Below are 25,628 nucleotides of genomic sequence, written 5' to 3'. Positions count from 1 at the left end.
ATTTCCGCACATTGGTTAAAGCAAAAATTGACAATTATAGGAGTTCTGCAACAGCCACCAACGTTTTTCGGGACAATAAAAATCTTAATTAAACATTCACTCCAATACTAACATTTGTACTTCTTTGCGGTTAGTGTAAGGAATCGAACCTTGTTTTATTAGATGGAGTAACCTATTCGGTGAACAAAAATCTTTGATAGGCCAAAAAGCCCTTGTTTATTATGTTTTTAAAAGATGGGTTCAAGTCCCATAACCTGGTTACACAACCTGACACCACACAAACATAAAATATTTTTATAGAAATTAAAGTAACTGCAGTGAATTGCAGGGTTTTAACCTTTAACTAGAGAATAAAAAATGAAAAGTGCTTTAGCCATAGAACTAACGGTGATTTGTTTCCACAAGAATGACTGTTTATCGGAATGACTTATCATTTAGGATATACTTATTATTCTAATATTAAAATTATCTTTACAATCTGAAAGTTCTTTCGACAAAAAATATTAAATGTGGTTCACAAATCGTCATCATTGATATGTGGACAGCTGCAGGATAGTGATATTTACTAGGGTCTAGGATTTAGGTTCAGGTCACAAATTATTTAATGGAATTATAACCCCGCCAGTATTTTCGGCGAGGTTTTCTGTTTTTTGGAAAATCGTATCAAGCGATATGGTTTGATATTTTGGTTAGAGATATCATTCAAATAAAAAAGGACAGTCAATAGACTGTCCTTTTCCTAACTCTATATTGATTTCTTATTTGTCGTTGGCCTCAAAATCGTCATATGAAAACTTTTGCCCTCCAACTGAAGCATTAGCCATCAATCCAGCTTTTGGCAATGCAAAGACGGCAACTCCATCTTTGTACTTTGCATTTACAGCAATACCCGATTTAACTGCTACTGCTGATGCTTCCGCTGCGAAGGAGAAATCCTCTTCTTTAAAGGTCTTTATATCACCTTCGGTTTCAAAGAAAATCACCTCGATTATCGATTGACCACCTGCCTGCAATCCTATATTCAATTTCTTAAGACCAGCTGTACCTACTGCTATTCCATTTTCATAAAGAACTCCATTACCGGAGGCTCCCCCGACAATCAAACCACCTTTGCCCACATTTGGAAAAATCACATATCCTGCTGAATTGTTAAAGAATGTATTCAATCCAGAATCTGCTTCGATTAAAGCTTTTTTTGCCTCTTGGGCGTCCGTCATAAGTTTCTCCGTCTTGTCACTTTGCGCGTATGTTGTCCCTACCAAAGCGGCAAAAAGAAAAACAGCGGCATTTTTAAATCTCTTTTTCATTTCTTGTTGTATTATGTTCAAATAACAGGGCTATCCCGTTTTATTAAACCAAAAATACTTTGCTGGTTTCTAAAAGGTTGTTTCATTTCAAACTAAGTTTAACTGCATTCAAAATGCCTTTAAATTATTGACCAATGAGTCCTTCGACAGGAAGTACCCTATCTGGCCCAAAAAACTTTAAGGAGATGGAGAACGTGATGACCGAAACAATCATACCAATCATAAATACAGTGTAGGTCCAACGCAACAAACGATATTTCCGTTCGAGCACAATGCCCAAATAATAAAGGTCTTTGGTAAGTGATTTGTAAATATAGTCACGGTCCATGATCAGTTGGTCCATAGCCCATTCATAATTGCTGAGTTCCATTTTATGAAAGTTTCCGAAAAACAGGAGATTGACTTTCTTGTTTTTCACATCTTCTTTGGTGAACTCACCACTGGTCACATTCGGTCGTGTTGCCATAATCGACATCACCATCGACACAACACAGAATACAATGAATATAAAGGTCGGATATATCAAATATTGGTTGGAAGGATTATCAAGCTTTGGAATCAGATTGGCCAAGGCCAACGAAATAATAATAGCATTTACTGAGAGCAATATATTCGCCTTGGTATCGGCAATATCGCTTAGTTTAATATGATTTCGAAGAGTTACCCTATACAGCGTTTGAACCCCGCGATCCACAATCTTATCCTTAAACTTTGCCTTTATTTTTTCTTTTCTGACCAATCTCTTCCCCTTTTTTTTGGCCTTAACCAATTTCTTTAGGTTTTTCTTCTTTTTAGGGTCCCAATTCCCGACGGCGTAGGCGGTATAATAGCGATGTTGTGTTCTAAACAATTGTAACTGGTGTTGTCGCCATTCTTTTATCTCAATGTCCTCATCGTTCAAAAACTGAAGTTCTTCTCGCCATAGCTCTGCCATGGTCCTGTAATCTTTATCGGCCAAAAACGAGTAGCGCACATCACTGACCAATTGTTCCAGTTCGGTATTCGGTAAATTGCCGTTGGAGGTGAACAGTAACAGCTGCTCCATGGTATCTAGCTGCTCTTTGGAATATTCGTCTGAATCGATAAAAAGACGGAACTGGTCTAACGTAGCATAAATATCCAAATCGTTTTTTAAAAGATGGATATCCATGAACAAGATGACCAAAATAACCATCTCTTGCTCTTCCTTTTTTATTTCGGATGCCTCAAATAGTTCTTTGGCATTTGACAGCAACCGTTGTTTGAAGCTCCAGTTGTGTAACAACAACATGTCGTTGTTCGAGGCTTCGTATAATTGTTTTATGTGTTCTTTGGCTTTTTCTATTCTATTGCTCATAAGTATATTATTAAAAAGTTAGCCCAAATCCCACTTGAACAAGATTGCTTTCGCGAGAGTTGAAATAACCGATATTAAATTTAAGGGCTTGAAGGCTACTTATCCAAAATCCACCGCCCTGAGAGGTATGCCATTTGTCCGATGGGTCATTTTCGGCCCAAACACGACCATAGTCGAATCCGCCGTAAAGACCAACGGTTACCGGAGAGACCGCAGTGATATACCGCTTTAGACGCAGTTTCAGGTCTGAACTTTGGTAGAAATACGAATTACCCGTAAAGCGCTCGTCACGAAAGCCCCTCAATCCATTATCACCGCCCAAAGAGGGTGCATGATAAAAGAAGTAATCATTGTTACCTATGTTGGTCTTGGCCTCGGCCATCGTACCGAATACCAAATCACCCGAAGGAATTAGCTTATGGTCAAAGCCCAAACGAAGCAAAGCGTAACCAAACTTGATGTTTTCTAAATCGACACTTTGCTTATATCCGGCGGCAAAACCAAAGTACAATGCTTTGGTAGGAAAATCGTTGGCATTGGTGCGGTCGTAGTCACCACTAAGCTCAGCACCAATATAATTCTGGTTTTTAAACAATTCGGGTTGAAAATTAGATTGGTTAAAGAGGCGTTGGTCATTTTCATTGACACGAAACGATTCAAAGAGTCCCCGCACCTTCAGACTGTAAAATGCAAGACCAACACTAGCCTTCAACTGGCGCATTCTGGCCCTATAGAAATCACGGTCGAGCGTATCCTCATTGTTTACGGTTTCATTACCTGTACCGAAAAAGTTTTTGGCATATCGGTCGCTGGTATAATAACCTTCTATCTCTAAGTTCCATTTAGGAAAAATATTTCCGAATATACCTTTGTATTGCAGTTCAATCGCTTGAAATCCAAAGTAATAGTTGGCACCCAATTGATGTTTTTGAACAAAGGGATTACCATTGACGCCGTTCTTTACATAGGTTTCTTTTAAACCTGCGAACAGTCCGTCGTCGGTTCTAAAGCCTAGTACAGGGGCCAATATGTTGTTGTTGGGCACAAAGTATCGCCAGTGGTATGTATTGGTTCTGTATATATCGCTTAATTGCGTTCTCGGCTCTTTTTCTGTAAAGGTTGTTTTTTCATGTTCCCAATCGTATACTTTTAAACGTTTCTTGTTGGTAATTTCATAGGTGTCATCTCCATATCCTCCTATTATCTTAAGACGAATAGACTTCTGCCCATCACCAAAAATCTTAAAGTTGTCATCGTCCCCAAGACCATAGATCCAAATTTCTTTGGTAAGCTTTTTATCGAATGTACGGTCATATATTAATTCATTTTTTTTATCGGAGAATAAGCGTTTGACCGTTATCCTGGTCTTACCTTCGGGCAGGTGTTTCACTTCAAAAAGGTCATCTTTCTCAGTACCCCTAATAACCACGACCCTATTCAGATATTCGGCGTAGGCCACCGCATGGGCATCTAGTTTCTTTAATCTGGCCTTCAAACTATTTTTGATATAATGCGATGTATCGTCGGTCACTTCTTCGGGCAATCTTTCAAAGGCACGGTCAATCTCGTTGTCAGAAAGGGTCTTTTGAATATATTGGGCCTCTTCACGCCAAGCTTCTGTTCCAAAGGAAGTGAGCAGCGCCCTGTCCAACTTATTGCCCGATCTATTGAGATTGTTGACATCTTTGATCTCAGGTCCATAGCTTTGCCACATGCGCGTGTTGGGCACGAACAACTTGACCAACTTTAGCGCGAAGCCGTCGAATCTCGGAAACGCATTGTCCCGGTCCCGTGGTATGGGCATAAATTCTGTTTCTCCATCCTTGCCTTCATACTCGATCCACCGCCATTGGTCTTGATGCCTGTCCCAATCACCAATCAACATATCAAATATTCGGGCCCTTATAAAGTTACGTTGGTCAATGGTGTACGACTCATCGCTCTTGACTTTTTCAAGCATATCGGTGGTACTTTCAAAATCTTGTATCTTTCCCTTACTGTCAATTGTTCTACGGTATCCCTTATAGTTTAGCTGCTCATCCGAAGGCCTTCTTTCTACAAAATATAACTCATCCCCAAAATCATCATTATGCTGGCCCAATGCTTCTTGTTTGGGTACATAGTACAATTGAGTATCGGAGTGGTTCACACCAACAGCCTTTGCCAAAGGATTTATGGTCAATTGCATATAAGGGTGGGCAGTAGTAAAAAAATCCGAGATGACCTTTTCAGTCCACGTATCTTTATAATCCTCTTGATTGTAGGCAATGCCCGGTAATTTGAACTGAAGGAATTTCAAGGCATTTTTTCTGAGGGAACGCATGGCATACTGCTTTCCATTTTTGTCTTCCAAACGCAGAGAGAAGGATTGGTGCCCTCCACCCTCTTTGACCACTTTTAGTCCTCCATACAGTGTATCTAAATAAGCTACCGGGGCTGTTACCGATTTTCCGAAATAGTTTCGGTACCGGTCACCCCAAAGAAATTTGTAAAAACCGGTTTTATCGTACGCCTTACGGTCTGTCAATACTACATCCTCCGTTGATTTTTGCTCTATATGGGGATATGATTGATCTAGAATGTCACTTTTTAGTCTTGGCAATATATCTACTACGACACCATTTTCATCGATGTCCTCTCCATAAAAAGTAGCTTTTGAGCTACCATCTTCATAATACTCCAACTTGATGAAACCCTTGGTACCATGAGTGTATCTTCCTTCAAAGGCAAAAGAGCCGCCGATGGCGGTAATCTTTTCTTTTGAAAGGTTGGTGGCCGAGTTACTGCCCAATGAGCCACTGACCAACTGATGCATGCCACCTCCGCTCAAATACTGTAAATTTTCTTCGTGGCCTGATACCAGGGTTATTCGATTTGATTTTTGCGCAAGTGCGCTCACTGTGACCCGCAGATAATTGTAACGTCTGCTGTTCAAATGATCAGGGTCGAAAGCTCCCAAGCCCATCACGCTCTGCTTGAACGTTCCATAGATGGGGAAAGGACGCAAATGGTCCGCAAAAGTCTCTTTACCCGCATAAGGCCCGTTACTGAAAACTGGATGGTGCATTGCAATTACTATATTCTTGTCTTGGCCGTCATTGATATAACCCTCCAATTCTTCAACAAATCGCCTTCTGGTGACGATGTCAGTACATTTTTTGTTCACGTCAATAACACGCGACCAGTTGTTGATAAACCATTTTGAATCTATTAAGATAAGGTCAAGTTGGTCGTTGATCACATGGTGCTCTATGGGACAAGCATTCTCTGGAAAGAACTTAAAGCGATCTGAATCCTTATCCTTCAAAAAATCTTCGATCCGCTCCACATGGTTGCTGTTTTTTGTTTTCCACTCATTGTTTCCCGGAAGCAAAATTGTATTTCCGGCGAATTCCGTACCCAATTTATAGTGAACGTCCAACAATGCCTTATCCTCTTTCCACTGCTCTGGTTGGGTCGTTACATTGTCACCGGTAAATAGTAAGGTACTTTGTGCATCCGCATTTTTCAACTGATCGCGCAATAATCCAATTACTTTGGGTGGAACATCTCCGTTTCCCGCACCACCTGCGATAAAGAAAGTGTGGGCAGGTTTTTTTTGCTCAGTTTCAGTGGCCAATGGAATATTGAACTGTTCTTTTGTGCTTGCACAACCCCATTGAAGTAGTATCGGAAAACTTAAAGAAACTATGTAATATGTTAAGCGTAAGAACTTGTTTGATTGCATTTATATTGATTTAAATACTGTTGATAATCAATTTTCTTTGGTTTGCGCACCCAACCCGATTACAATTCAAATCCAGTGATAGAGACCACAAGAGCCAGCAGTATCAATACTGTGAGCACAAAATAGAAGGCGGTTTTTGTTTTTGTATTTTTTTGAAAGATGTACTTTCTCGTTTCATTTTCTTCTTCTTTTATAAATTGAGTTTTTTCTTCTCCCTGTTTCATAATTTCTCTTTTTAAGTTGTGCAGCAAGTTATTTGAATAGTCTCTGTATGGCTTGTGTAAACGATTTTATGTTTAACGCATTTGATATTTTGATTTCAGTTAATATTTATAGAGATAGCGCTAATGGTCACAGAACCATAGCCTTAATTTTGTAAAAAACAAAAATTATGAGCGATAGCAGTAATACAATTTTAGGAATACTTGCGGGCACGGCGATCGGCGCGGTGGTCGGGATTTTATTTGCCCCGGATAAGGGCACGAACACGAGAAAGAAACTGAAAGATCAGTCAAATGCCTTGATTGATGATGTTGGTACTAAATCAACTGAAATCAAAGAACAGGTTGCTGAAATAATTTCAGGTAAAAAAGAATCTCTAGAACAGCAAATGGATACCATGTTAACTTCTGCCAGTTACAAAACCGAAGACGTTATCACGGCATTGGAAAGCAAGTTGAAAGATTTGAAGGCTAAAAACAGAAAACTGAGAACCAGTTCATGAGTACGATAAAAAACATAAGTGAGCTGACCTCGGCCTCATTGGACAACTCCCAAGAATATGCAAAAAATTCTTGGGAGTATTATAAACTAAAGCTGTTTCTGCATACTGCTGAACTCAGTACAAGTACTGTTCAAATAGGGATAATGACCGAGATGGGGTTGGCCATGGTCTTGCTATTATCCATTTCCCTTGCACTTTTCATGGGTGAGGTTTTTGGGAGCCTATCTTTAGGTTTTTTGCTCGTTGGACTCTTCTATTTCTTTGCCCTATTTCTTGTATTTTTATCTAGAAAAAAAATTGAGCGCATGATCATTACCAGGCTTTCCAAAACCATTTTGAACGATGACTAACAATGAATTTATATCACTGAACGATATACGTCAAGAGTTGAAGATACTTCGCCTTAAAAAAGAGATCAGTTATGAAATGATTCGTAGCAACAAAGAAAATTTCCACGAAGCCGTGCAACCACTCAATTTAGTGAGCAAGGTAATTGGCCCCTTCAAAAAAATAATCGTTGCCTACCTTTTTAAAAAGATTTTCAAGTAAAAAATTTTAGGCGACAGCCGAAAGCAACATCTTGTTCTTTTTAAATTCGCTTGGGCTTATACCATATTTCTCTTTAAAAATTTTAGAGAAATAACTTCGGCTACTGAAACCGATGGAATATACTATTTCAGAAATACTTAATTCGGTATTACTTATCATGTCACGTGCTACCTCTAGCCTAGCATTTCTTATAAATTCGGTAACTGTTTGACTGTACAACAGTTTGAAACCTTCCTGCAATTTGGCTTGGGTCAATCCAGTCTCCAACGATATTGATTCGAGCGTATAATTGGTTGAGATATTCTTCTCAATTTTTTTCGCGCAATCCCGAATCAGTTTCAATTCCCTTTTTAACAAGGTTGTGGGCAATGGCTTGTTATTGACTTCTCTATTATGTTGCAGCATGTGCATGGATAAAATTTGGTAGATCAGGCCTTGAATCTGCATAATCCGTATCATTCCCTTTCCTTTTACCTTGCTAATGGCCCCTATCCTATCTGCCAGTTTTAGGTTGTATGTCCCAAAATAGGAAAACACCTTTTCATGATCTGTATCCAGAAAAACACGGTACAGCTGCTTGTTTAATTCTTCCCCGTGGTTCAAACGCTTTCTGATAAACGGTTTTCGGCTGATTTGGATGACATTGATTCGCAACTTAATGTCTTTCGGAAAGTATCCATAGTTGTATCCACCATCCCTGCTGGTGATAATGACCGATTGAAACTGTTCCAAAATGCGAATTTCCTCATCACTTTGGTACCCAAATTTGTGCCCACAATACCCTTCCATGCAATACGCAAAATGAATGGGATTGAATTGCGAGGCATCCATGATCAAAGTTACCTCATCAAAAAAAGTCAGGTCATATTCCAAAAGAGAAACACCCCAATCAAAGGTTATGAATTTGATATTTCCTTTTGCCAAATCATTATCAATGGAAAGCGTGTATTCTCCCCATCTCTCAATAATTTGCCCACCGAGTTCCTGTTGTATCTGTGCTACAGTCCCTGCGGTATCTTTTGCATCTATTCTAATCGTAATCATACCCAAATTTAGATTTAATGAATTTATACAAACGTGCATTAAAATTACAAATTTGTTCAATTTGGAATGAACTTTTTTAAACAAAAAAAGTCCTCTTAACAAAGTGGACTTTTAAATCAAAAAATAAGGGCTATTTATTGTGCTGAAAATTCTTCCACAATGAAAAAATCATTGTCAGCAGTATCCACATGGTACTTTCCTTCGTTGAACACATAGCGCACCGCATTGTCATCTACCGTAACTTCAAACCCATTCCCTATTGGGTGAACCTTGAAAGTGTCCGTTACCTGCCTATCGTAGCGTAAGACGATAAACTGATCGTTCAATTTGTCATTATCACTCTTTAAATGAATCAATTTGGTCACCTTGGCTACAGCAGAAGTTCTATCTTGGTCTACCTTTCCCTTATCAGCTTTATCAAACTTCATTTCATAGTTACGGTTCTCATAAGCCATGACCTCGACGGGATATTCTTTACCTTGAATCGTAATATTGGTCGTCGTGGACGTAGAGGTATTCATTTTTCCGTTTTTGCTCATTTGTGCAAAACCAGCTGTTGTGGCCACAAAGGCCGTCAGCATCAATACTTTTTTTAAACTTTTCATCCTGATTATTTTTATGTTATAAATATCTGTTATTAAATACAGTACAAAAATAGCCTGAGCTTACGGATAAGATTTGTTTAAATGCAATAATACTTGACTGATTTGAAGAAAATATGCTAGACCAACGGGGAAAGGGGTATGTATTGATATTTGAGTTCTCCTAAATGTTCATAGTAAGTACTGCCCTGTTTCAAAACGGCCCAGTCGAACTCATTATTCATTTTCTTTTTATGATATTGTTCGACCAAGGCATCACTTATTAACAGATACTCATCCTCTTTTATGCTATTTTTTAAAAGTCGATGGGCTACTATAATGTCTTCGCCCAATAATTTGATACGATTGCCCACTTGTGCCGATGTTATCTCATCGCCGTAGTGTAAAACTATTTTGAGGCCTAAGATATCGGGTATTTTGTGCGCACTTTCATGGGCACCATAATTTGCCTTCAATGTAGTAAGTTGTTCGTAGAATTTGATATAGAAGCGTTTGCATTGCGAAATCAGTTCCGATATACTCGGAAGTTCACCATGACGATAGAAAAGCACGGCGTCACCCTCAATTTCGGATACTTTCAAATTTATGGTGTTGGAATATATTACCTTGTTCAACAATGAGGGAATGACTTTTGAGGTCAACTCGAAATCCACATCACTCATGAACTCGGTAAATCCGCTAATATCGGGTATGCAAATCAATGTCGGTTCTGCTTTCATCTATCTATATTCGGGATTTTCAAAGTTCCAACGGGTGCCATCATCCCATTCATCCCTTGAATTGCCGTAGGCCGGATAACCATCATTGGTTTTTAACATTCTGGCCAAATGCAATAGGTTATAGGTCATAAAGGTAGTGTTTCGGTTGGTAAACTCATTGTTCTTTGCATTCGAAGACTCATCAAGATAACTGGGTCCGGGACCTGCCTCACCTATCCATCCACTATCAGCCTGTGGAGGTATACTGTATCCCAAATGCTGTAGCGCATATAAAATGCCCATTGCACAGTGCTTTATACCATCTTCGTTTCCAGTAACGATACATCCGCCTACTTTACCGTAATAATTATATTGTCCTTTTTCATTGGTTTTGGCACTCATACCGTATAAGCGTTCAATCAACCTTGTGGCAATTGATGAGCGTTCGCCCAACCAAATAGGCGTACCAACAAGTAAAATATCGGCCTTTTTCACCTTTTCGTAAAGGGTGGGCCAATCGTCTTTTTTAAAATCTTCTTCTGTCATATCCGGTATCAATCCAGGAGGAATCTCATAATCGACCAATCGTAAGTAATCCACATCAACACCTTCTTTCTGCATGATATCCATGGAAACCTGCATCAGTCCTTCAGTATGGCTTTGTTTTGAACTTTTCTTCAAGGTACAGTTGATATACAATGCCTTTAGTTCAGAGAATTGTTTTTCCATACTATTTTTAAGGGTAAAAATGTTAAAAAACTATCTCAGACCTTGACTTTTTCGAATTAATAATTATCTCATTTACTAATGATCATTTGCGATAATGATTACATGGTTCAAGCACATATTTTGACAGTTACCCCATTAGTTTTGCATCAAACAAAAAATATAGAGACATGAAAAAAATAATATGTGTATTGGGTGTTGCCAGCTTATTGTTTGCTTGCAACATTGAGAAGAAAAAAGAGGGTGAACTGCCTACTGTTGATATTGATGTAGAAACCGAAGCTGGAGAACTACCAGAATATGACATTGCCTGGGCAGATGTCAATATTGGCACCACCACAAAAACCGTGGAGATACCGAAAGTGGTTATTGTAATGGAAGAAGAGGAAGTTGAAGTGCCCTACATCGATATCGACATGCCAGATGACAAATATGGAAATGCAGAAGAACAGACCATTGTGGTTGAGGCTGAAGTATCTGATTTTGAGCATGAAATTGATATTGAAGAAATCTGGGCGAAAGAGAACAATCTTTATGTTATATCAAAACTTGAGAAAACAGAGACAGCCATTAGCGACAAAAAAATGCGTATCTCTGACCAAGTTACCTTGAATGCACCTGACCTTAACGTAAAATATTATATCGTCGGTGAGAGACCTGACCGTGTTTTTAACATGAGGTATAAGTACGTAAAGAGTATGGAAGAATTGAAAAACAAAATTGATGGCTATACTGTAATCTATCAGTAATCATAGATCGGTTGGTTTGTTTGGTTTTTTGAAATGGCCCCTACTCAAATAGGGGCCATTTTGTAATACACAGAAAATACATATTCATAATAATAACACCATGAAAAACGAATTTGAAAATGCACTATCAGATATGTGGAACAAATTGGACGGATGGCTTAACACCTTCGTTGTTAACCTTCCGAATATTATTCTGGCCATTCTCGTCTTTGTAATCGCCATATTGATTTCACGATATGTTAAGAAAATTGCCTATAAACTTGCCAATAGAACATCATTGCAAGAAAGTATGAAACAATTGCTTTCAAAAATAGTGGCCATTGCCACTATTTTGATCGGTCTATTTTTAGTTCTTGGTATTTTAAATCTAGGTAAGGCATTAAATACCATTTTGGCAGGTGCTGGGGTTGCAGGCCTTGCAGTGGGTTTAGCCTTACAGGGTGCGCTTGCCAATACATATTCGGGCATCCTACTTTCATATGTTAAGCAAATAAAGTTCGGTGATTGGATAGAGACCAATGACTATGAAGGCGAAGTGGTCGATATTGACCTAAGGGTGGTCACTATCAAACAAATCGATAACAACCTGGTTTTTATACCCAATAAAATGGTGATTGAGAACCCAATTAAGAATTATTCAAAAACTGCCCAATCTAGGGTTATTTTAAAATGTGGTGTGGCTTATGATTCTGATTTGGAGCATGTGCGGAACTTAGTCAAAAAGACCATTGTAGAAAACTTTGAGGCAGTGGAGAAAAAAGACGATATCCTTTTTCTTTATCGTGAGTTTGGCGATAGTTCCATTAATTTTGAAACCCGGTTCTGGATTAATTCCACTTCAGCACTTGAAGTTGCCAAGGCCAAGACAGAAGCCATGATCAAGATTAAGGCTGTTTTTGACAAGAACAATATTGAAATTCCCTTCCCTATTCGAACCTTGCATATGCCTAAGCCATTAAAGATAGAAAACTATGAATAAATTTCAATTACATAATAGTAGTCCAAATGAGGCTTTTAGCCTAATGGGCACTAAATGACGGAAAACGCACTATTTTTGGCGCTCTACTTCGCTTTCCAATTTTAAAACATGGTCACCACCCTCTTGTGCGATGTAAAGGGCTTTGTTACCTTCTTCGCCATTACGAACCACCTCGCTGCCCTTTATGGTTTTTGAAACTTTTGAGTTGTGGGTCTCAATAACCTTACCTGAGGCATAACCGTTGCCCCATTTCCATTTGACCGATGTTCCTTTTCGTATCATGCTAATAAAATTAAAACCTCTCGCACTATATTTATGTGAAGTGTGGCGAGAGGTTTCTTTTGGGGATAATCAATTAACTATTTAAAATGGATTTTTACCTACTGCAAGATTTATTTTTTAAAACAATTGTTTGAATGCAATCCATTTAATAATGTCCTTCATCGCGATTATAGTATCCTATTGTAGCTTTATAGCTAGAGCAATTTTAAATCCTCAATATTATTGCAACGCCAAACCTAAATCGATTGCATTCTTTTTAAATCCGTATGCGTCAAGTGGGATGAATCGTTGAAATTAATTTTGAAGAAAAAAACATGGAGGTTGTAAGTTTTTTAATAGGAATTGGTCTGGGTTTTGGGCTGTGCTCTCTCTACGTAATATTATTGACGCCAAAACACATAACTGTAACCAGTAATAAAAAAGTATCTCAAAGAAAAATCCATTGTGATAAGAATCAAGCGATCATTACAATACCAATGGACGAAAACATATTGGAAAAAGAGGTGAAATCAATAGATAGCATTGATTTCAAAAAGCGTATGGAACAGTTCAAATTGCGGAATCCGATGTACAACTGATATGTGACAACTTTTGGGAGCTATAGCTCATTCAGTTTATGTGGTATCAATCCAACATTATTCTTTGTCTTAAAATCACGGGGGCTACATTTGAATTTCTGTTTGAAGATTTTACAGAAATAGCTTCTACTGGTCAACCCTACAGCATATACGACCTCAGAAATATTCATATCAGTACTTCGCAATAATTCTTCGGCTTTTTCCAATCTGGTATTCCTGATATAATCTGAAACTGTACGCTGGTACAAAAACTTGAAGCCCTCTTGCAGTTTTGCCGCCGATAATGAAGATTTAACACAAAGGTTGGTTATGGTGAACTGTTGTTCTGTATTGTTCTGTATATATTCCGCCGTTTTCATAATTTGGACCAATTCGCGCTTAATCAGTTTGGTAGGATTTATGTTACCGTCACTCTTACTTTTATATTGTTCGATATGACTTGCCAATATAAGTATACAGAGTCCTTCAAAATAAAGCATTTCAGATAGATTGTCGGCATATCGGGCCTTGCTCAATTTTTTTACATAATCTGCCAACTCAAGATTCAACTTACCAATGTGCACCAGATGGCTTTTTTTATTCAATTCATTCAAAAAATTCTTAAATCGTTGTGCAATAACAGTAGTATTCTTGTCATGTTTTTTGAAGTAGGTATCAACGTCTACCCGCAAGCAGTTCAATGATACACTCGACCTTGCCTTCAACACCAACCCACCTGAAAACCCTCCAGAAATATTAATAATAGCCGTCTGAAGTTCATTAAGTTTTACAAAATGATTATTGCGCTGTGTCGCATAAAAACAATTTCCTTCCAAACAATACAGAAAGTATATTGACTTATCATCTTCAGATACCAAAGGAATATAAACATCACGATCCAGATTTACATCATATTCTATGATGAACAATCCATCATCGAAATTGATACATTTAACAGCTCCTTGACCTTCATCCAGGGTGAGCTGATAAATATCCTTTTCCTTGACCAACTCCCCTTCAATGTGCCCTGCAATTTTTTGCAGTTCCCTTTTCGCACGCCTTCTCTTTGTTTCCATCAGCTATTATTTCTGTTTACGGTTAAAAACCAATCAAAATTAGGGCATTCCCAAACCGACCATTAACAGTATCAATGAAATGTTTAACGTTTTGCGGTGATTAATGATTTTTTTTATGAAATAAGTAAACAATTAATTTTGAACGTGTTACAAATACTTTTTTTTGAGCTAATCTGTTTTTTGATTTGGTCGTTAATTGCATCAAGAAAACTAGGAAGATGGTCTATAAACTTTCAAATGCTGCTGAAAAATCTATAATTGAAGAAAAGTTTGAATCTTTTTTCAAATATCCCAATCTGTACCAACCGCAATTGGTAATTGACGGTCTTGTTGAATCTACCGTGTCCATTTGTACGATGGAAAACCCCGATGTGATTGATTATGCCATTTGGGGGTTGATGCCCAATAGATATAAGGAAAGTTGGCAAATCTTTCAAAATGCCGGTAACACCTTAAACTTTGATTTAGAAGACCTCAAAGGTCCTATTTGGACCGAAAACTTGTTGCAGCAAGCACGAGGGCTTACTATTGCAACGGGCTATTTTTGTTATTTTCTACGAAATGGAGAAATATACCCCTACTATGTGTGCCTGAAAAACGAAGAACCTTTTTACCTCGCCAGTATTTATACCCAACTCGAGGATGGGTTTTTGAGCACCGGAATCATCACCACAAAAATGGATGACTATCTTGCCAGCTTTCATAACCTTGACAAGGTTCAACCATTGATTATTCCTGAAAGTATCGCCAGGGAGTGGCTTGATAGTTCAACAACTTTAAAAACTATAGAAAATATAATCAAAAACCCACCTAGGCTAGAGCTAAAGGCCAATCCAATAGCTGGCGAATTCTTTAAAAACAATATTCTTTACGATACTATTCTACAACCTGTCCATTACGATGACCTATCTAGGGGTATGGAGCGCTAGGATTTGAGCTTACCCTTGAGTTGGGCTCTATATTCAGTAGGGAGTACGCCATAATGCTCAGAAAAAATCTTTGAAAAATAGCTCCTGCTTTTAATACCTACCCTGTAGACTATTTCAGATACCGAATACTCCGTGTTTTTTAAATAATCCCTGGAAATCTCAAGCTTTAAATTTTTGATATACTCGTTGACTGTTTTGCCGTACAACATTTTGAAACCGCTCTGTAGTTTCTTAGCACTTAGCCCAGATTCCGATGTAAGAGCTGCAATGGTCAAAGGCTCGGCAATATTATCAAGAACATAACCTGCCAGTTGATGCAATTTCTTAATGTTTGCTTTGGTCAACGATTCGGGCAAGGTGCTATTATTCTCAAATTTATGTTGTTCCAAAATCTGCATGGCCAAAATAATATTAAGACGACCCTCAATGTTCAATGTGCGTACTGCACCCTGACCGTCCAGCGAACGAATCTTTTTTAAATGGTCTTCAATTTCAAGATTGAAATTACCATAATGGCTGTATGGCAGGTTATAGGTTTCTTCTTTAAATACGGAAGACAGCACATCGTTCAAATAATCTAAATTGTTGTTTTTCTTTTTAGCATACTGTTTTTTGGAAACTTGTATAAAATTTACCCGAACGTTCACTTTTTTTGGAAAAACAAATGTTTTCTTTGAACGCATCTTGGGTGAAATAATGATATTCTGGTACCGTTCAAGATAAACCTCTTCTGATTCAACATCTTGCATGTACCGCAAATTACCCTCAGAAATAAAGATAAACTCTATTGGGGTTTCATTTCCAGTATCATGTGTCAGCTTAATGTCTTTGTTGAAGTTGACATCAAAGTCTATCAGCTTGACTCCCCAGTCAAAATCTATCATCTTAATGGTGCCACTGCCAATAGTATTGGAAAATGTCAATATATGCTCGCCCCATTTTTCTTCTATGGTTCCTCTTAAATAAGAGTTGAGTTCTTTAAAAAAGTTGTCCGATGTATAATTTTTAATCTTAATCTCTTGCATATAGCCTTTTCAAAAACTGGCTACAAAGAAATTGGAAAGTGCTTTTTTTGTTTAACACTATTGAAACTTAAAGTAACAAAAAAGGGCACTTGGGGTAGTTAAATTGTTAATGATTTAAGAAAATTGATTGGTTTTATGCGGTCTTGTCGCGATTTCCTTTTTTTCTGTGTTTGAGAATATAGTCTTTGGGGGAAACACCGAATTGCTGTTTAAAGATTTTAGAAAAATAACTTCGGGAATTGATTCCAATGTTATAGGTGATCTCCGTAATGTTCAAATCTGAGGATTCCAACAATTCCTTGGCTTTCTCTAACCGCACTTCCCGGATATATTGGTTAACTGATTTTTTATAAAGTTGTTTGAAGCCCTCTTGTAAGGTATTTTGATTGAGCCCTACGCGCTTTGCCAAAGAAATGATACTTCCCAACAGTTCAATTTCCTCCCTGATGATATTACTGGCCTCTTCAATCTTGTTTACGGTCTGTTGACGCAAAATCTTTCGGTTATCTGGATCTTCGAGATCATCTAGATATTGTTTCAAATAGTGTGTCAATATCTCATAGACCTTACCCTCTAAGAATACGTAACGCATAAACTCTGTAAGCTCCGTAGTTGTGAACTCTTCAATATACTTTGCAATGTCAAGACTGTAATAACCTTGGGTATAAAAATGGTTGACTCCGTTGACATCCCTAAAGATTTCAACCAATGAAGGATGCATCTCGTTTAAAAACCCGTCTATCTTTTCCTCAAATTGTTTTCGGTCAATGACCAAGGCAAAAAAACAGGTAGGCACTTTTGCTTTAAGAATAAGCTCAAACTTTTTCTGCATTCCTTCAGAGCCCATAAAACTATCTAAATGGTTTATGGTACGGTTTCCTGTATTTTTTCCTGAGACAAAAATTTCCTCCTCACGGTTGAATACCATTAAAAGTGGTCTAACGACTGCTTTTTCAAACACCAAATGTATTTCCTTGGTCAATGTGCAATCCACTTCAAACACCGATATTCCATGATCAAAACCATATGCTTTCATATAACCATGCCCCAGATCCTCTGAAAGATTGATGGAAAACTCCCGATTGTCCTTGGTAAGTCCTAAATCCAGCTCTTGGGCCACCTTTTTCAAAAAGCCCTCTGAACTGTTAGCCGCAATACTAATTTTCCGTATCATCGTTGGTTTTGAAAAATCCTATAAATATACCTTTTTAACATATACCTCGTACATCAATTTACTATAGTTCTGAATTTAAAAGGGTATTGAGTCAAGAACTAAATGTTTTGCGGCAAGTTACAGGCTTGCTTACCACTACATTTGTAATGTACTGATTAAGAGTTGATCGGACAGAACCTTAAAACTTAATGATATGTTACGTTGGACTATTACGTTTATAATTTTGGCATTGATAGCTGCTCTATTCGGCTTTGGTGGAATTGCAGCTGGTGCCGCTGGAATAGCTAAAATACTATTCTTCATTTTTGTTGTACTATTCATAATCTCACTGATTAGAGGAAGAAAAAAAATACTATAACTAAATAACACGTACAAAATGAAAAAATCAATTATATTATTTTCTTTGTTGATAATGTCACTGCTGACTGTAATCAACTGTCGGGAGACCAAAGAGGAAAAAGCTGAAGATGCCATCGAAGAGGTAGAAGACGGTCTTGAGGAAGCGGGAGAAGAAGTAGAAGATGCCGCAAAGGATGTAAAGGAAGAACTTGATGGTGAAACAGACGACCATTAAAAAGGGAAAGAAAAATTAGCCCTGGCCCCAAGTCAGGGTTTTTTCATGAAAGAATACAAACCACATATTAAAATAAAAGAAGCATTACAATATGGTAAATATTTGTTGTTCATACTCATCACCATGTTGTGTATCATAGGCTTTGGTATTTACCGCAACTACCTTAGTTAATTTAATTATTCAATTTCTTCACTGCCTTTAACTGCATCTTCAAAATCCACTTTACCATCAACTTGGTTTTCAAACGCCTTAACCCAACCATTTCTAACAGTATTAAAAATTGTAGGCCATACTTTACCTTTAACATTGTTCAAATCACCTTCAATGGGGACATTTGTGGCTAGAGTATTCTTTGATTTGTTTTTCAAGATAAACTTAAAAAAGCCCACAAAACCTTCCCACAAAACGCTCAAAAACCCATCATCCTCACCAATAAGCTTTGCATCCTTTAAAATTGGCTTTACATATCCGGTTAAAAATCCATTTGCGATAGCAACCTCACTATATAGGTTGAAGGAACCGCTATCAAAATCCAACTTCGCATAATGCTTGGTAAAATCGTTCATGGCGGTGGCATTGGCCTGTTCCAACTTAAAGCTTATATCCATGTCGGGTATTTTTTTTACCAAATCCATTTTGCCTGAAAGTGACACATTCCCTCCACCAATTGAAACAGCCGTAGCTTTAATTTCAGATGGCAGGTTCAGACTTTTTTGTACAACATTTCGCAAATTGTTCGCTGACAGATTGATTTCACTGAAGTGTAAATCAATGTTTGGCTCGGCATTCAGCTGTAAAAAAGCCGCTTTGCCATTTATTATCTTTAAGTTGTTGATGTCGATGGGGACCAAATCGGTCAACGCCTTTGTCCAGTCGTCGTAATCCGGATTCTGTTCAACTTGTTGTTGATCTTCAAAAACGTAGTAGAACTTTGGTTCGGTCATCTCAATTTCACTTACAATATGGCCCTTGAACAAAGCACCCCATTCGATTGAAATATCGGTCTTTTCAAAATCTAAAAAAGGAACGGTGCTTTCTGCATCTACCCTGTTCAGTGCCAATCCCTCAATAACGTAAGCCCCACGAATTAAGGCGATATCAATATCCTGTACTTTGCCATAGTAGCCTGGAATATCGGCCAGAACTCTGTTCACATAGTTCTTTACCACATAGGGCAATGCTATCCGCACCACTACCAATAAAACTATGATTGCAACTGGCACCCATATTCTTTTCTTTTTCAATGTTCGTTTGATGTTCATGTCATTACGTTTTCTTTTTACCACTGCCCGTGATGGCATCCAAAATTCCTTCTTTTAAACAACTCCATAAATAATTAAGAAATGATTTGGAGCTTTCGGGCTCAGTTTGGGCATAACCATAACGATAACCATCTGCATCGCTATTTGAGCCATCATTGACCACAAGATTACCAAGAAATGTCAATACTTTATTGATACGGAGCAAGTCTTTTTTTAACACGGTAAATTCAAAATCTTCGTAAGCTACCTTGAGTTCGGTACTTGCCTTATTCTGATGGCCGTCTATGGTAAAATACATCTGTTCGATTTGCCCTTTGGTCTTCGATTGAAGACTGGTCCTTAAAAATGGATTTACGGCACTGGCATCAAAATTGACAATACTCCCCTTCAATAAAAATGCTTCATGCAAATCACTTGGGTTAAAGGTGTACGAAAACTCCAGCGCACCTTCATCCATAATATTTGAACGTACTTGGGTTCGTATCTCTCCGTTGTTGCCGTTATTCAAATTCAATATATTGAGGTTGAGCTCATTAAAGATAATATCTTCTGACCGGATTTCTTCATCTACCTTTTCGGTATATGAAACACTGCCGTTGTCCATGGCCAACTCTTGAATATTAAAGTCAAAGGGCAAGTTCCGTAACATTTCACCGTAGAAAGGCTTTCGTCTTAAATCGTCCGCTACCGTTTTATCACGGTACACGTGCAAATCAAAGTCTTCAAAAACACCATGCCCTACCCTAACTTCATATTTTTCAGCTGTTCTTTCTAGCGCTAAGTTGTTCAATTTAAATCGATGCACTACAAAGTCAATATGATCACGTTCAACAGTAATCAAACGTGACAGTTGGTTTTTATCAAATTTTGTTTTGATTTTGAGTTTTTCACCTGACAGCACGTTTTCATCAAGCCAAATTCGTTCCGTATATAATTGCTCAAAATCGTTCAGAGGTATATAGAGCTGTTCAACATCCAATTGCTTAAGGTTCCATTTGGACCAGTCCAATTTCTCAGTAGGTGACCAAGTTATATCTGTAATGACGGTGCGCTTCAATTCAAAACGCAAGCTGTCTTTTTCTATCTTACTTTGAAAAGAACAACTGCCATTCCCAATATCAAGCTCATGTATAATCAATCGCTGGTTTTTGTTGGCATTTTTTGCTATTGTCCCCGAATGATTTGGAAGCCCCTTCAACACTGGCCCACGCACCAACAGTTTTTCCATTTCAATGGTATTGGAAAAACAAAGTTCAAAAAGACTGAAATGTACAATATCGATTTCATCGATGTAGAGGTGAAATGTTTGGGCATCCGAACGCTCCACTTCAACACCCTTGAAGTATATGGCCCGGGTCAAAGGTCGTATTTGTAGATCGGTCACGGTAATTTCATATCCGTCTATTTTATCGATAAATTGATTGAGATTCCGTTCTAAAATTGCCGTAATTACCCAAAACAAGACGAGTAAACCTATGAGTACCACTAAAGCACCTAGAAATATCTTTTTGTATGTGTACAGTCTACCCTTACTCAAAACGGTACATTAACTTCGTTTTTGATAGGTACTATCAGCTCTACCTGCTATATGCTCAACAACTTCTTTTGGAGTCTTGAAATGTTTGGTGTTCTTTTTTCCGACCACAACAATTCCCATCATGATTTCTGGATTTTGCTTTATAATGGTTACCCAGTCCTCTATTGTATAGTCCTTAACCTCATTTTCCTCTAATACTTGATGTGTTTGGTCCAAGATTTGAGAAAGGTCATTGTCCAAATTTTTTAATATCTCATGCCAATACAGTTCTGATACGTCTTGCAGAGCCGTATCAATAACCAAAATATGCTTCTCATTAGCCTTTAGATAGTTCAATGCCTCACGGTCATTCATTTTTTCCGAATTCAAATATACCCGTATAAGGTCGTCACTTGTAGAAAGTATTCCCATAATTTTTTCTGGCAAATTACATAGCCCTATCTGATTATATTGACTCATTTAAATTGTTTACTGTCGTAAAGCCTATATTTATTGCCTACCTTATCAATGACATTTAACTTTGTCCGTATCATGGTGGTAAATTGGTATTCGCTATTTCAAATTTTTTATGTGTTGATCACGGTGTACACTATCTTGGTCATCATATATTATGGAAGACGCCCCACAAAATCCATAAGTTGGGTGTTGGCGGTTATCGTGCTGCCATTTGCCGGCCCCATACTCTTCTATCTCTTCGGGGTCAATAGGAGAAAGTTTAAATTCTTTTCACACAAACAGACTGCAAAAAGAAAAGCCTTCAAACAAGATGCGTCAAAGGAGATGAATGCCTTTCGCATCAATTTTGATAATAACATACAGTATCAAAAAATAAGCAGTCTTGTAAGCAATAGTTCATATACGAGTGTCCTGGGGGAAAACCAGGTGGATGTGCTACACGATGGCGAAGCTACCTTTGGGGACTTGTTCAAAGCATTGGAAAGCGCTAAAGATTTCATTCATATTCAATATTACAGCATAGAGCCTGGTAAGCTGTTGGATAGACTTTTCGATGTTTTTAAAAAGAAGATTGAACAGGGTGTCAAAATCTTAGTATTGTATGATTCTTTTGGCAGTTATAGGTTTCGAGGTAAATTGAAGAAAAAATTTGAAAGCATAGGAGTCATGACACTGCCCGTAATGCCTATCAGGTTTGGAAATTTACTGTTCTCACTCAATTTTAGAAACCACAGAAAGATTGTAGTCGTTGACGGCAAAGTTGCCTTTACCGGAGGCGTAAATATTTCTGACAACTACATAGATTCAGACACCGAACTCGGAAGGTGGAAAGACGCACATCTTCAGCTCCATGGACCTATTGTACACGACATTCATCTCATCTTATTGAAAGACTACTTTTTTGCCAGTTCCAAAGACAGTTTTGATCCCACACGTTTTATGAGAGATCCAAAACCGATGGGCAATGTCAAGGCGCAAGTTGTTGCAGGGGGGCCGGATTCTGAACAACCGGTCATCATGCAGCAGTACATCGCCATGATAGGCGGCGCAAAAAAATATATCCATATCGTAAATCCATATTTTTTACCAGGCCAACCTTTTTTAGAAGCACTAAAAATTGCGGTGCAGAGTAAGATTGAAGTGAAATTGCTCATTCCAGAAAAGTCCGATTCCTTGGCAGCCCGATACGCCATGTTCTCGCAGTTCGAAGATTTATTGGCCGTGGGTGTCCGTATTTTTTTAAGAAAAGATTTTTCGCACAGTAAGATTATGCTTGTTGATGGAACCATGGCATCAGTGGGTTCGGGCAATTTTGATAATCGAAGTTTTGAACACAACTACGAAACCAATGTTCTTATCTACGACAATACAATCAGTATAAATCTTAGCAAAGAATTTGAATCGCTTTGCGAACAGAGCCAAGAACTAAAACTTGATACCTTTCTTAAAAGACCAAAATGGGAAAAATTTTTGGAAGGAATCTCAAAATTCTTTAAGCCACTTCTTTAAAACGGCATAAAGGTATATGCGACAATAAAAATTGCTTATGTGCTAATAGAAGTATAAAATCAAAGCTATTTTTGATGAAAATATTTTTTATGAAACGTTTATTTTTAATTACACTTTTTTCTTTGATCTTTGGTTTTACAAGCGCACAATCCATATCTAAAAATGCTTTAGGTATCCGGTTAGGCGACAATGATGGATTTGGCGGTGAGATATCATATCAACGCTATCTCAAAGAAAACAATCGCTTAGAATTTGACTTAGGTTTTAGAAGTTCAAACGACGTAGATGCGTTTAAGCTGGTTGGGCTGTACCAATGGGTAATGCCCATTGATGGCGGTTTTAATTGGTATGTGGGTGCTGGTGGTGGAATAGGTTCTTTTGACGCTGGCGAAAACGATGGCACATTCGCATTAGTTGCAGGCGATTTGGGCATAGAATATAGCTTTGATTTTCCGCTATTACTATCGTTGGACATGAGACCTGAATTGGGCTTCAACGATGAATTCTCCGATGACCTTGACCTAGATATTGCTCTGGGCATTCGATATCAATTTTAGAATATCATGAATATATACGAGAAGGGTAGACGTAAAATCTACCCTTTTTTTATCAATAGAAAGAAAAGTTATATTTCCATCATAACCTTTCTATCAATAATCATTGGAACTACCATGTGGACTGCTCCCAAAAATAGTACACCTAAGCAAATACAAAAGGAAGTTGGCATTGCAAGATCGTTTTACCCAGAATTGGATGAAATTCCAATTGAATTTAAATTCAAGGATAACATCAAACGTTCGGTAATGTTGGCGCAGCCCGCCTTTTCGACCTTATTGAAATCAAAAAAGAACCGGGCCTACAAAATATTGATCAGTAAAAAGTTTAAAATTTCCGGACGGGATTTTAAAACTACCGAAGTGCCTTCTGATGTATTGATAGGTTGGCTAGGCCACGAACTAGGACATGTGATGGATTATCAAAATCGAAGTGGATGGGACCTTATTAATTTTGGGATTCGGTATGTGCTTCTTAAAGAGCATGTGAAGACTGCGGAAAGGGCAGCTGACTCTTTTGCCGTCAGACAGGGCATGGCCGAGTATATCATCAAGACCAAACGTTTTATTTTGGACAATGCGGAAATTGATCAAGCCTACAAAGACAGAATCAAAGAATACTACCTATCTCCCGAAGAGATTATGGAAATGGTCAAAAAAATCCATCATGATGAAGAATAAGGCCTATCTTCTGTCCGCAACAAAGGCTTCCCATTCGGCAAATTTATCCTCACCCATAACACGTTCCATTTTTACTTGCCCTCCTTTCTTTTTAATGGCCCCACTCCAATCTGCAAAAATCCCTGGTTTGACAAAGTGTACTTTAGCACCTTCCAAAGCCTTACTACGGGCAACCTTATAATTTTTATTGGCCTGTTTTAGGTAATCATCCAATACTTTGGCGGCCCTATCGGCATCCTTTCCATTTTCTGAACCCAGATACCAAGTATGGTAAAAACCATCATCGAAGCGTTTTGCGCACAGGGTGAACTCTGGAATCTTCAAATCCATAGACTCTTCCAAGTTCTTAACGGCATCGTTCATTTTATTGACCGAAAGCTGTGAACCGACAGTATTTAAAAAGAATTTTGTTCGCCCAGTAATTTTGATTTCGGCCCGTTCCACATCAGTGAATTCGATGGTATCACCTATAAGATACCGCCATGCACCTGAAACCGTAGAAATAATTAAAACATAGTCCGTACCGGTCTCTACCTCTTCAAGCGTTAGTGCCGGGGCATCTTGTCGCAAGGATCCATCCGGATTGATATATTCGGCCTCAAAAGGCACAAATTCAAAATAAATTCCATTGTCGGTGACCAACTTCATTGCCGATGTTTCTGGCCTATTCTGAAAGGCTATGAAACCCTCTGATGCCAGGTAGGTATCTATAATCTGTATGGGGCTGCCCAGTAACGCATTAAAACTCTTCTCGTAAGGATCAAAGGCCACACCACCAGAGGTGTACACACTTAAATTTGGCCATATCTCGTGAATGTGCTCTAGATTGTTGTAGTCAATCACCTCTTTGAGCATGAGTTCCATCCAAGATGGTATTCCGCTCAAGGCACCAATGTCCCAATTTTTCGCTTCTTTGGCTATTTTTTTAACACGGGCATCCCAATCATCAATTTTGGCTATTTCTTCTCCAGGTTTGTAGTACCCTTTAAACCAAAAAGGTATATTACTTGCACTTATTCCACTGATTTCCCCCTCTTCATGACCGTCACGTTGGTCAAGGTCGGTTGAACTGCCCAACATCATAATTTCCTTTTCAAAAAAATCTGTGGGCAAATCAAAATTGCTTAAAGCCAAAACCTGCTTGATTCCTGCATTCTTTATGGAAGAAATCATTGCATCGGTTACAGGTATCCGTTTACTCTTTTTGCCAGTGGTACCCGAACTGAGCGCAAAGTAATCAGGATTACCCGGCCATGTTACATCAGACTCGCCATCCACCACTTTGTGCCACCATGCTTTCGTAATCCGATTATAATCAAAATAAGGTACCTTGTCAGCAAAGGCTAGCCTCGCGTCGTTAGCAGTAAGCAATTCTGAAAAACCATAGTGTTTCCCAAAAGCCGTAGATGAAGCGGTCGTCAACAACTCTTTCAATACATTTTTCTGCTCCTGTACAGGGTCATCTTGTGTAACCAATTTGTCAGTGACCTCAATAACGCCCTTAATAATACTTCCAATTATTGCCATATTGATTTTACTTTAAAAAGGGGCGGACATGAGTCTACCCCTAT

The 25,628-nt window shown here is 38.2% G+C and carries 28 protein-coding genes; 12 read left to right on the top strand and 16 right to left on the bottom strand.

The window, feature by feature from the left end; all coding sequences use genetic code 11:
- Positions 1-758 precede the first annotated feature (758 nt).
- The 4 genes from KIM67_RS17950 to KIM67_RS17935 form a co-directional block, all read right to left on the bottom strand.
- On the bottom strand, positions 759-1,307 hold the full coding sequence (locus KIM67_RS17950; protein WP_250149316.1) for a lipid-binding SYLF domain-containing protein: 549 nt from the start codon (positions 1,305-1,307) through the stop codon (positions 759-761).
- Between the two features lie 124 nt (positions 1,308-1,431).
- The gene (locus KIM67_RS17945) at positions 1,432-2,643 is read right to left on the bottom strand and encodes a Pycsar system effector family protein (RefSeq protein WP_213832936.1); all 1,212 of its coding nucleotides are present in this window, start codon (positions 2,641-2,643) and stop codon (positions 1,432-1,434) included.
- 10 nt (positions 2,644-2,653) lie between these two features.
- Positions 2,654-6,370, bottom strand: coding sequence for a ShlB/FhaC/HecB family hemolysin secretion/activation protein (locus tag KIM67_RS17940; RefSeq protein ID WP_213832935.1), 3,717 nt, complete (start codon positions 6,368-6,370; stop codon positions 2,654-2,656).
- A 59-nt stretch (positions 6,371-6,429) separates the two neighbouring features.
- Positions 6,430-6,594: a hypothetical protein gene (locus tag KIM67_RS17935; protein ID WP_213832934.1), complete on the bottom strand. Its 165-nt coding sequence runs from the start codon at positions 6,592-6,594 to the stop codon at positions 6,430-6,432.
- 167 nt (positions 6,595-6,761) lie between these two features.
- Here KIM67_RS17935 and KIM67_RS17930 point away from each other — a divergent pair, with 167 nt between their 5' ends.
- The 3 genes from KIM67_RS17930 to KIM67_RS17920 are packed head-to-tail and all read left to right on the top strand — an operon-like array spanning position 6,762 to position 7,643.
- The gene (locus tag KIM67_RS17930) at positions 6,762-7,094 is read left to right on the top strand and encodes a YtxH domain-containing protein (RefSeq protein WP_213832933.1); all 333 of its coding nucleotides are present in this window, start codon (positions 6,762-6,764) and stop codon (positions 7,092-7,094) included.
- The gene (locus KIM67_RS17925) at positions 7,091-7,444 is read left to right on the top strand and encodes a hypothetical protein (RefSeq protein WP_213832932.1); all 354 of its coding nucleotides are present in this window, start codon (positions 7,091-7,093) and stop codon (positions 7,442-7,444) included. Before KIM67_RS17930 ends, KIM67_RS17925 begins: the two co-directional genes overlap by 4 nt.
- The gene (locus tag KIM67_RS17920; protein ID WP_213832931.1) at positions 7,437-7,643 is read left to right on the top strand and encodes a DUF6327 family protein; all 207 of its coding nucleotides are present in this window, start codon (positions 7,437-7,439) and stop codon (positions 7,641-7,643) included. The genes KIM67_RS17925 and KIM67_RS17920 overlap by 8 nt, the downstream gene beginning before the upstream one ends.
- Before the next feature lie 6 nt (positions 7,644-7,649).
- Here the strand turns inward: KIM67_RS17920 and KIM67_RS17915 are convergent, their stop codons facing one another.
- The 4 genes from KIM67_RS17915 to KIM67_RS17900 form a co-directional block, all read right to left on the bottom strand.
- Positions 7,650-8,687, bottom strand: coding sequence for a helix-turn-helix transcriptional regulator (locus KIM67_RS17915; RefSeq protein ID WP_213832930.1), 1,038 nt, complete (start codon positions 8,685-8,687; stop codon positions 7,650-7,652).
- A 134-nt stretch (positions 8,688-8,821) separates the two neighbouring features.
- Positions 8,822-9,292, bottom strand: a complete 471-nt coding sequence (locus tag KIM67_RS17910) for a hypothetical protein (RefSeq protein WP_213832929.1) — start codon at positions 9,290-9,292, stop codon at positions 8,822-8,824.
- Positions 9,293-9,408: 116 nt separating this feature from the next.
- Positions 9,409-10,008: a DUF2652 domain-containing protein gene (locus KIM67_RS17905; protein WP_213832928.1), complete on the bottom strand. Its 600-nt coding sequence runs from the start codon at positions 10,006-10,008 to the stop codon at positions 9,409-9,411.
- Positions 10,009-10,716 carry a flavodoxin family protein gene (locus tag KIM67_RS17900; protein WP_213832927.1) on the bottom strand — a complete coding sequence of 236 codons (708 nt, stop codon included), beginning with the start codon at positions 10,714-10,716 and terminating at the stop codon, positions 10,009-10,011.
- Between the two features lie 167 nt (positions 10,717-10,883).
- Here KIM67_RS17900 and KIM67_RS17895 point away from each other — a divergent pair, with 167 nt between their 5' ends.
- Entirely contained in the window at positions 10,884-11,462 is a 579-nt protein-coding gene (locus tag KIM67_RS17895; RefSeq protein ID WP_213832926.1) for a hypothetical protein, read from the top strand.
- A 100-nt stretch (positions 11,463-11,562) separates the two neighbouring features.
- Entirely contained in the window at positions 11,563-12,441 is an 879-nt protein-coding gene (locus KIM67_RS17890) for a mechanosensitive ion channel family protein (protein ID WP_213832925.1), read from the top strand.
- Between the two features lie 69 nt (positions 12,442-12,510).
- On the opposite strand, the gene KIM67_RS17885 is transcribed toward KIM67_RS17890, so the two are convergent.
- A complete protein-coding gene (locus KIM67_RS17885; protein WP_213832924.1) occupies positions 12,511-12,723 on the bottom strand; it encodes a DUF2945 domain-containing protein in 213 nt (70 codons plus the stop codon).
- Between the two features lie 314 nt (positions 12,724-13,037).
- On the opposite strand from KIM67_RS17885, the gene KIM67_RS17880 reads away from it, so the two are divergent.
- The gene (locus KIM67_RS17880; RefSeq protein WP_213832923.1) at positions 13,038-13,301 is read left to right on the top strand and encodes a hypothetical protein; all 264 of its coding nucleotides are present in this window, start codon (positions 13,038-13,040) and stop codon (positions 13,299-13,301) included.
- 20 nt (positions 13,302-13,321) lie between these two features.
- On the opposite strand, the gene KIM67_RS17875 is transcribed toward KIM67_RS17880, so the two are convergent.
- Positions 13,322-14,356, bottom strand: a complete 1,035-nt coding sequence (locus tag KIM67_RS17875; RefSeq protein ID WP_213832922.1) for an AraC family transcriptional regulator — start codon at positions 14,354-14,356, stop codon at positions 13,322-13,324.
- A gap of 218 nt (positions 14,357-14,574) precedes the next feature.
- Here KIM67_RS17875 and KIM67_RS17870 point away from each other — a divergent pair, with 218 nt between their 5' ends.
- Complete coding sequence (locus tag KIM67_RS17870) at positions 14,575-15,285, top strand: SOS response-associated peptidase family protein (protein ID WP_213832921.1); 711 nt, start codon at positions 14,575-14,577, stop codon at positions 15,283-15,285.
- Here the strand turns inward: KIM67_RS17870 and KIM67_RS17865 are convergent.
- On the bottom strand, positions 15,282-16,310 hold the full coding sequence (locus tag KIM67_RS17865) for an AraC family transcriptional regulator (RefSeq protein WP_213832920.1): 1,029 nt from the start codon (positions 16,308-16,310) through the stop codon (positions 15,282-15,284). The genes KIM67_RS17870 and KIM67_RS17865 overlap by 4 nt on opposite strands.
- A gap of 133 nt (positions 16,311-16,443) precedes the next feature.
- Positions 16,444-17,484 carry an AraC family transcriptional regulator gene (locus tag KIM67_RS17860; RefSeq protein WP_213832919.1) on the bottom strand — a complete coding sequence of 347 codons (1,041 nt, stop codon included), beginning with the start codon at positions 17,482-17,484 and terminating at the stop codon, positions 16,444-16,446.
- 193 nt (positions 17,485-17,677) lie between these two features.
- Here KIM67_RS17860 and KIM67_RS17855 point away from each other — a divergent pair, with 193 nt between their 5' ends.
- Both KIM67_RS17855 and KIM67_RS17850 read left to right on the top strand, forming a co-directional pair.
- Positions 17,678-17,842, top strand: a complete 165-nt coding sequence (locus tag KIM67_RS17855; protein WP_213832918.1) for a DUF1328 domain-containing protein — start codon at positions 17,678-17,680, stop codon at positions 17,840-17,842.
- 18 nt (positions 17,843-17,860) lie between these two features.
- The gene (locus KIM67_RS17850; RefSeq protein ID WP_213832917.1) at positions 17,861-18,058 is read left to right on the top strand and encodes a hypothetical protein; all 198 of its coding nucleotides are present in this window, start codon (positions 17,861-17,863) and stop codon (positions 18,056-18,058) included.
- Between the two features lie 176 nt (positions 18,059-18,234).
- On the opposite strand, the gene KIM67_RS17845 is transcribed toward KIM67_RS17850, so the two are convergent.
- Genes KIM67_RS17845 through KIM67_RS17835 form a run of 3 tightly spaced genes read right to left on the bottom strand, consistent with a single transcriptional unit; the run spans position 18,235 to position 21,316 of the window.
- On the bottom strand, positions 18,235-19,320 hold the full coding sequence (locus tag KIM67_RS17845; protein ID WP_213832916.1) for a DUF748 domain-containing protein: 1,086 nt from the start codon (positions 19,318-19,320) through the stop codon (positions 18,235-18,237).
- A 4-nt stretch (positions 19,321-19,324) separates the two neighbouring features.
- Positions 19,325-20,857: a DUF748 domain-containing protein gene (locus KIM67_RS17840; RefSeq protein WP_213832915.1), complete on the bottom strand. Its 1,533-nt coding sequence runs from the start codon at positions 20,855-20,857 to the stop codon at positions 19,325-19,327.
- A gap of 9 nt (positions 20,858-20,866) precedes the next feature.
- The gene (locus KIM67_RS17835) at positions 20,867-21,316 is read right to left on the bottom strand and encodes a hypothetical protein (protein ID WP_213832914.1); all 450 of its coding nucleotides are present in this window, start codon (positions 21,314-21,316) and stop codon (positions 20,867-20,869) included.
- Between the two features lie 33 nt (positions 21,317-21,349).
- Here KIM67_RS17835 and cls point away from each other — a divergent pair, with 33 nt between their 5' ends.
- The 3 genes from cls to KIM67_RS17820 all read left to right on the top strand — a co-directional run bounded on the left by cls (position 21,350) and on the right by KIM67_RS17820 (position 24,057).
- Positions 21,350-22,822, top strand: a complete 1,473-nt coding sequence (gene cls, locus KIM67_RS17830; RefSeq protein ID WP_250149315.1) for a cardiolipin synthase — start codon at positions 21,350-21,352, stop codon at positions 22,820-22,822.
- Positions 22,823-22,911: 89 nt separating this feature from the next.
- Positions 22,912-23,379: a hypothetical protein gene (locus KIM67_RS17825; RefSeq protein ID WP_213832913.1), complete on the top strand. Its 468-nt coding sequence runs from the start codon at positions 22,912-22,914 to the stop codon at positions 23,377-23,379.
- A 6-nt stretch (positions 23,380-23,385) separates the two neighbouring features.
- Entirely contained in the window at positions 23,386-24,057 is a 672-nt protein-coding gene (locus tag KIM67_RS17820) for a hypothetical protein (RefSeq protein WP_313788451.1), read from the top strand.
- Positions 24,058-24,060: 3 nt separating this feature from the next.
- On the opposite strand, the gene KIM67_RS17815 is transcribed toward KIM67_RS17820, so the two are convergent.
- Complete coding sequence (locus KIM67_RS17815) at positions 24,061-25,584, bottom strand: GH3 auxin-responsive promoter family protein (protein ID WP_213832912.1); 1,524 nt, start codon at positions 25,582-25,584, stop codon at positions 24,061-24,063.
- Positions 25,585-25,628 lie beyond the last annotated feature (44 nt).

Source organism: Flagellimonas sp. 389, assembly GCF_018449435.1.
Taxonomy (GTDB): Bacteria; Bacteroidota; Bacteroidia; order Flavobacteriales; family Flavobacteriaceae; genus Flagellimonas.
The sequence above is the reverse complement of the archived record's forward strand: the minus strand, read 5'-3'. Positions and strand labels throughout refer to the sequence as shown.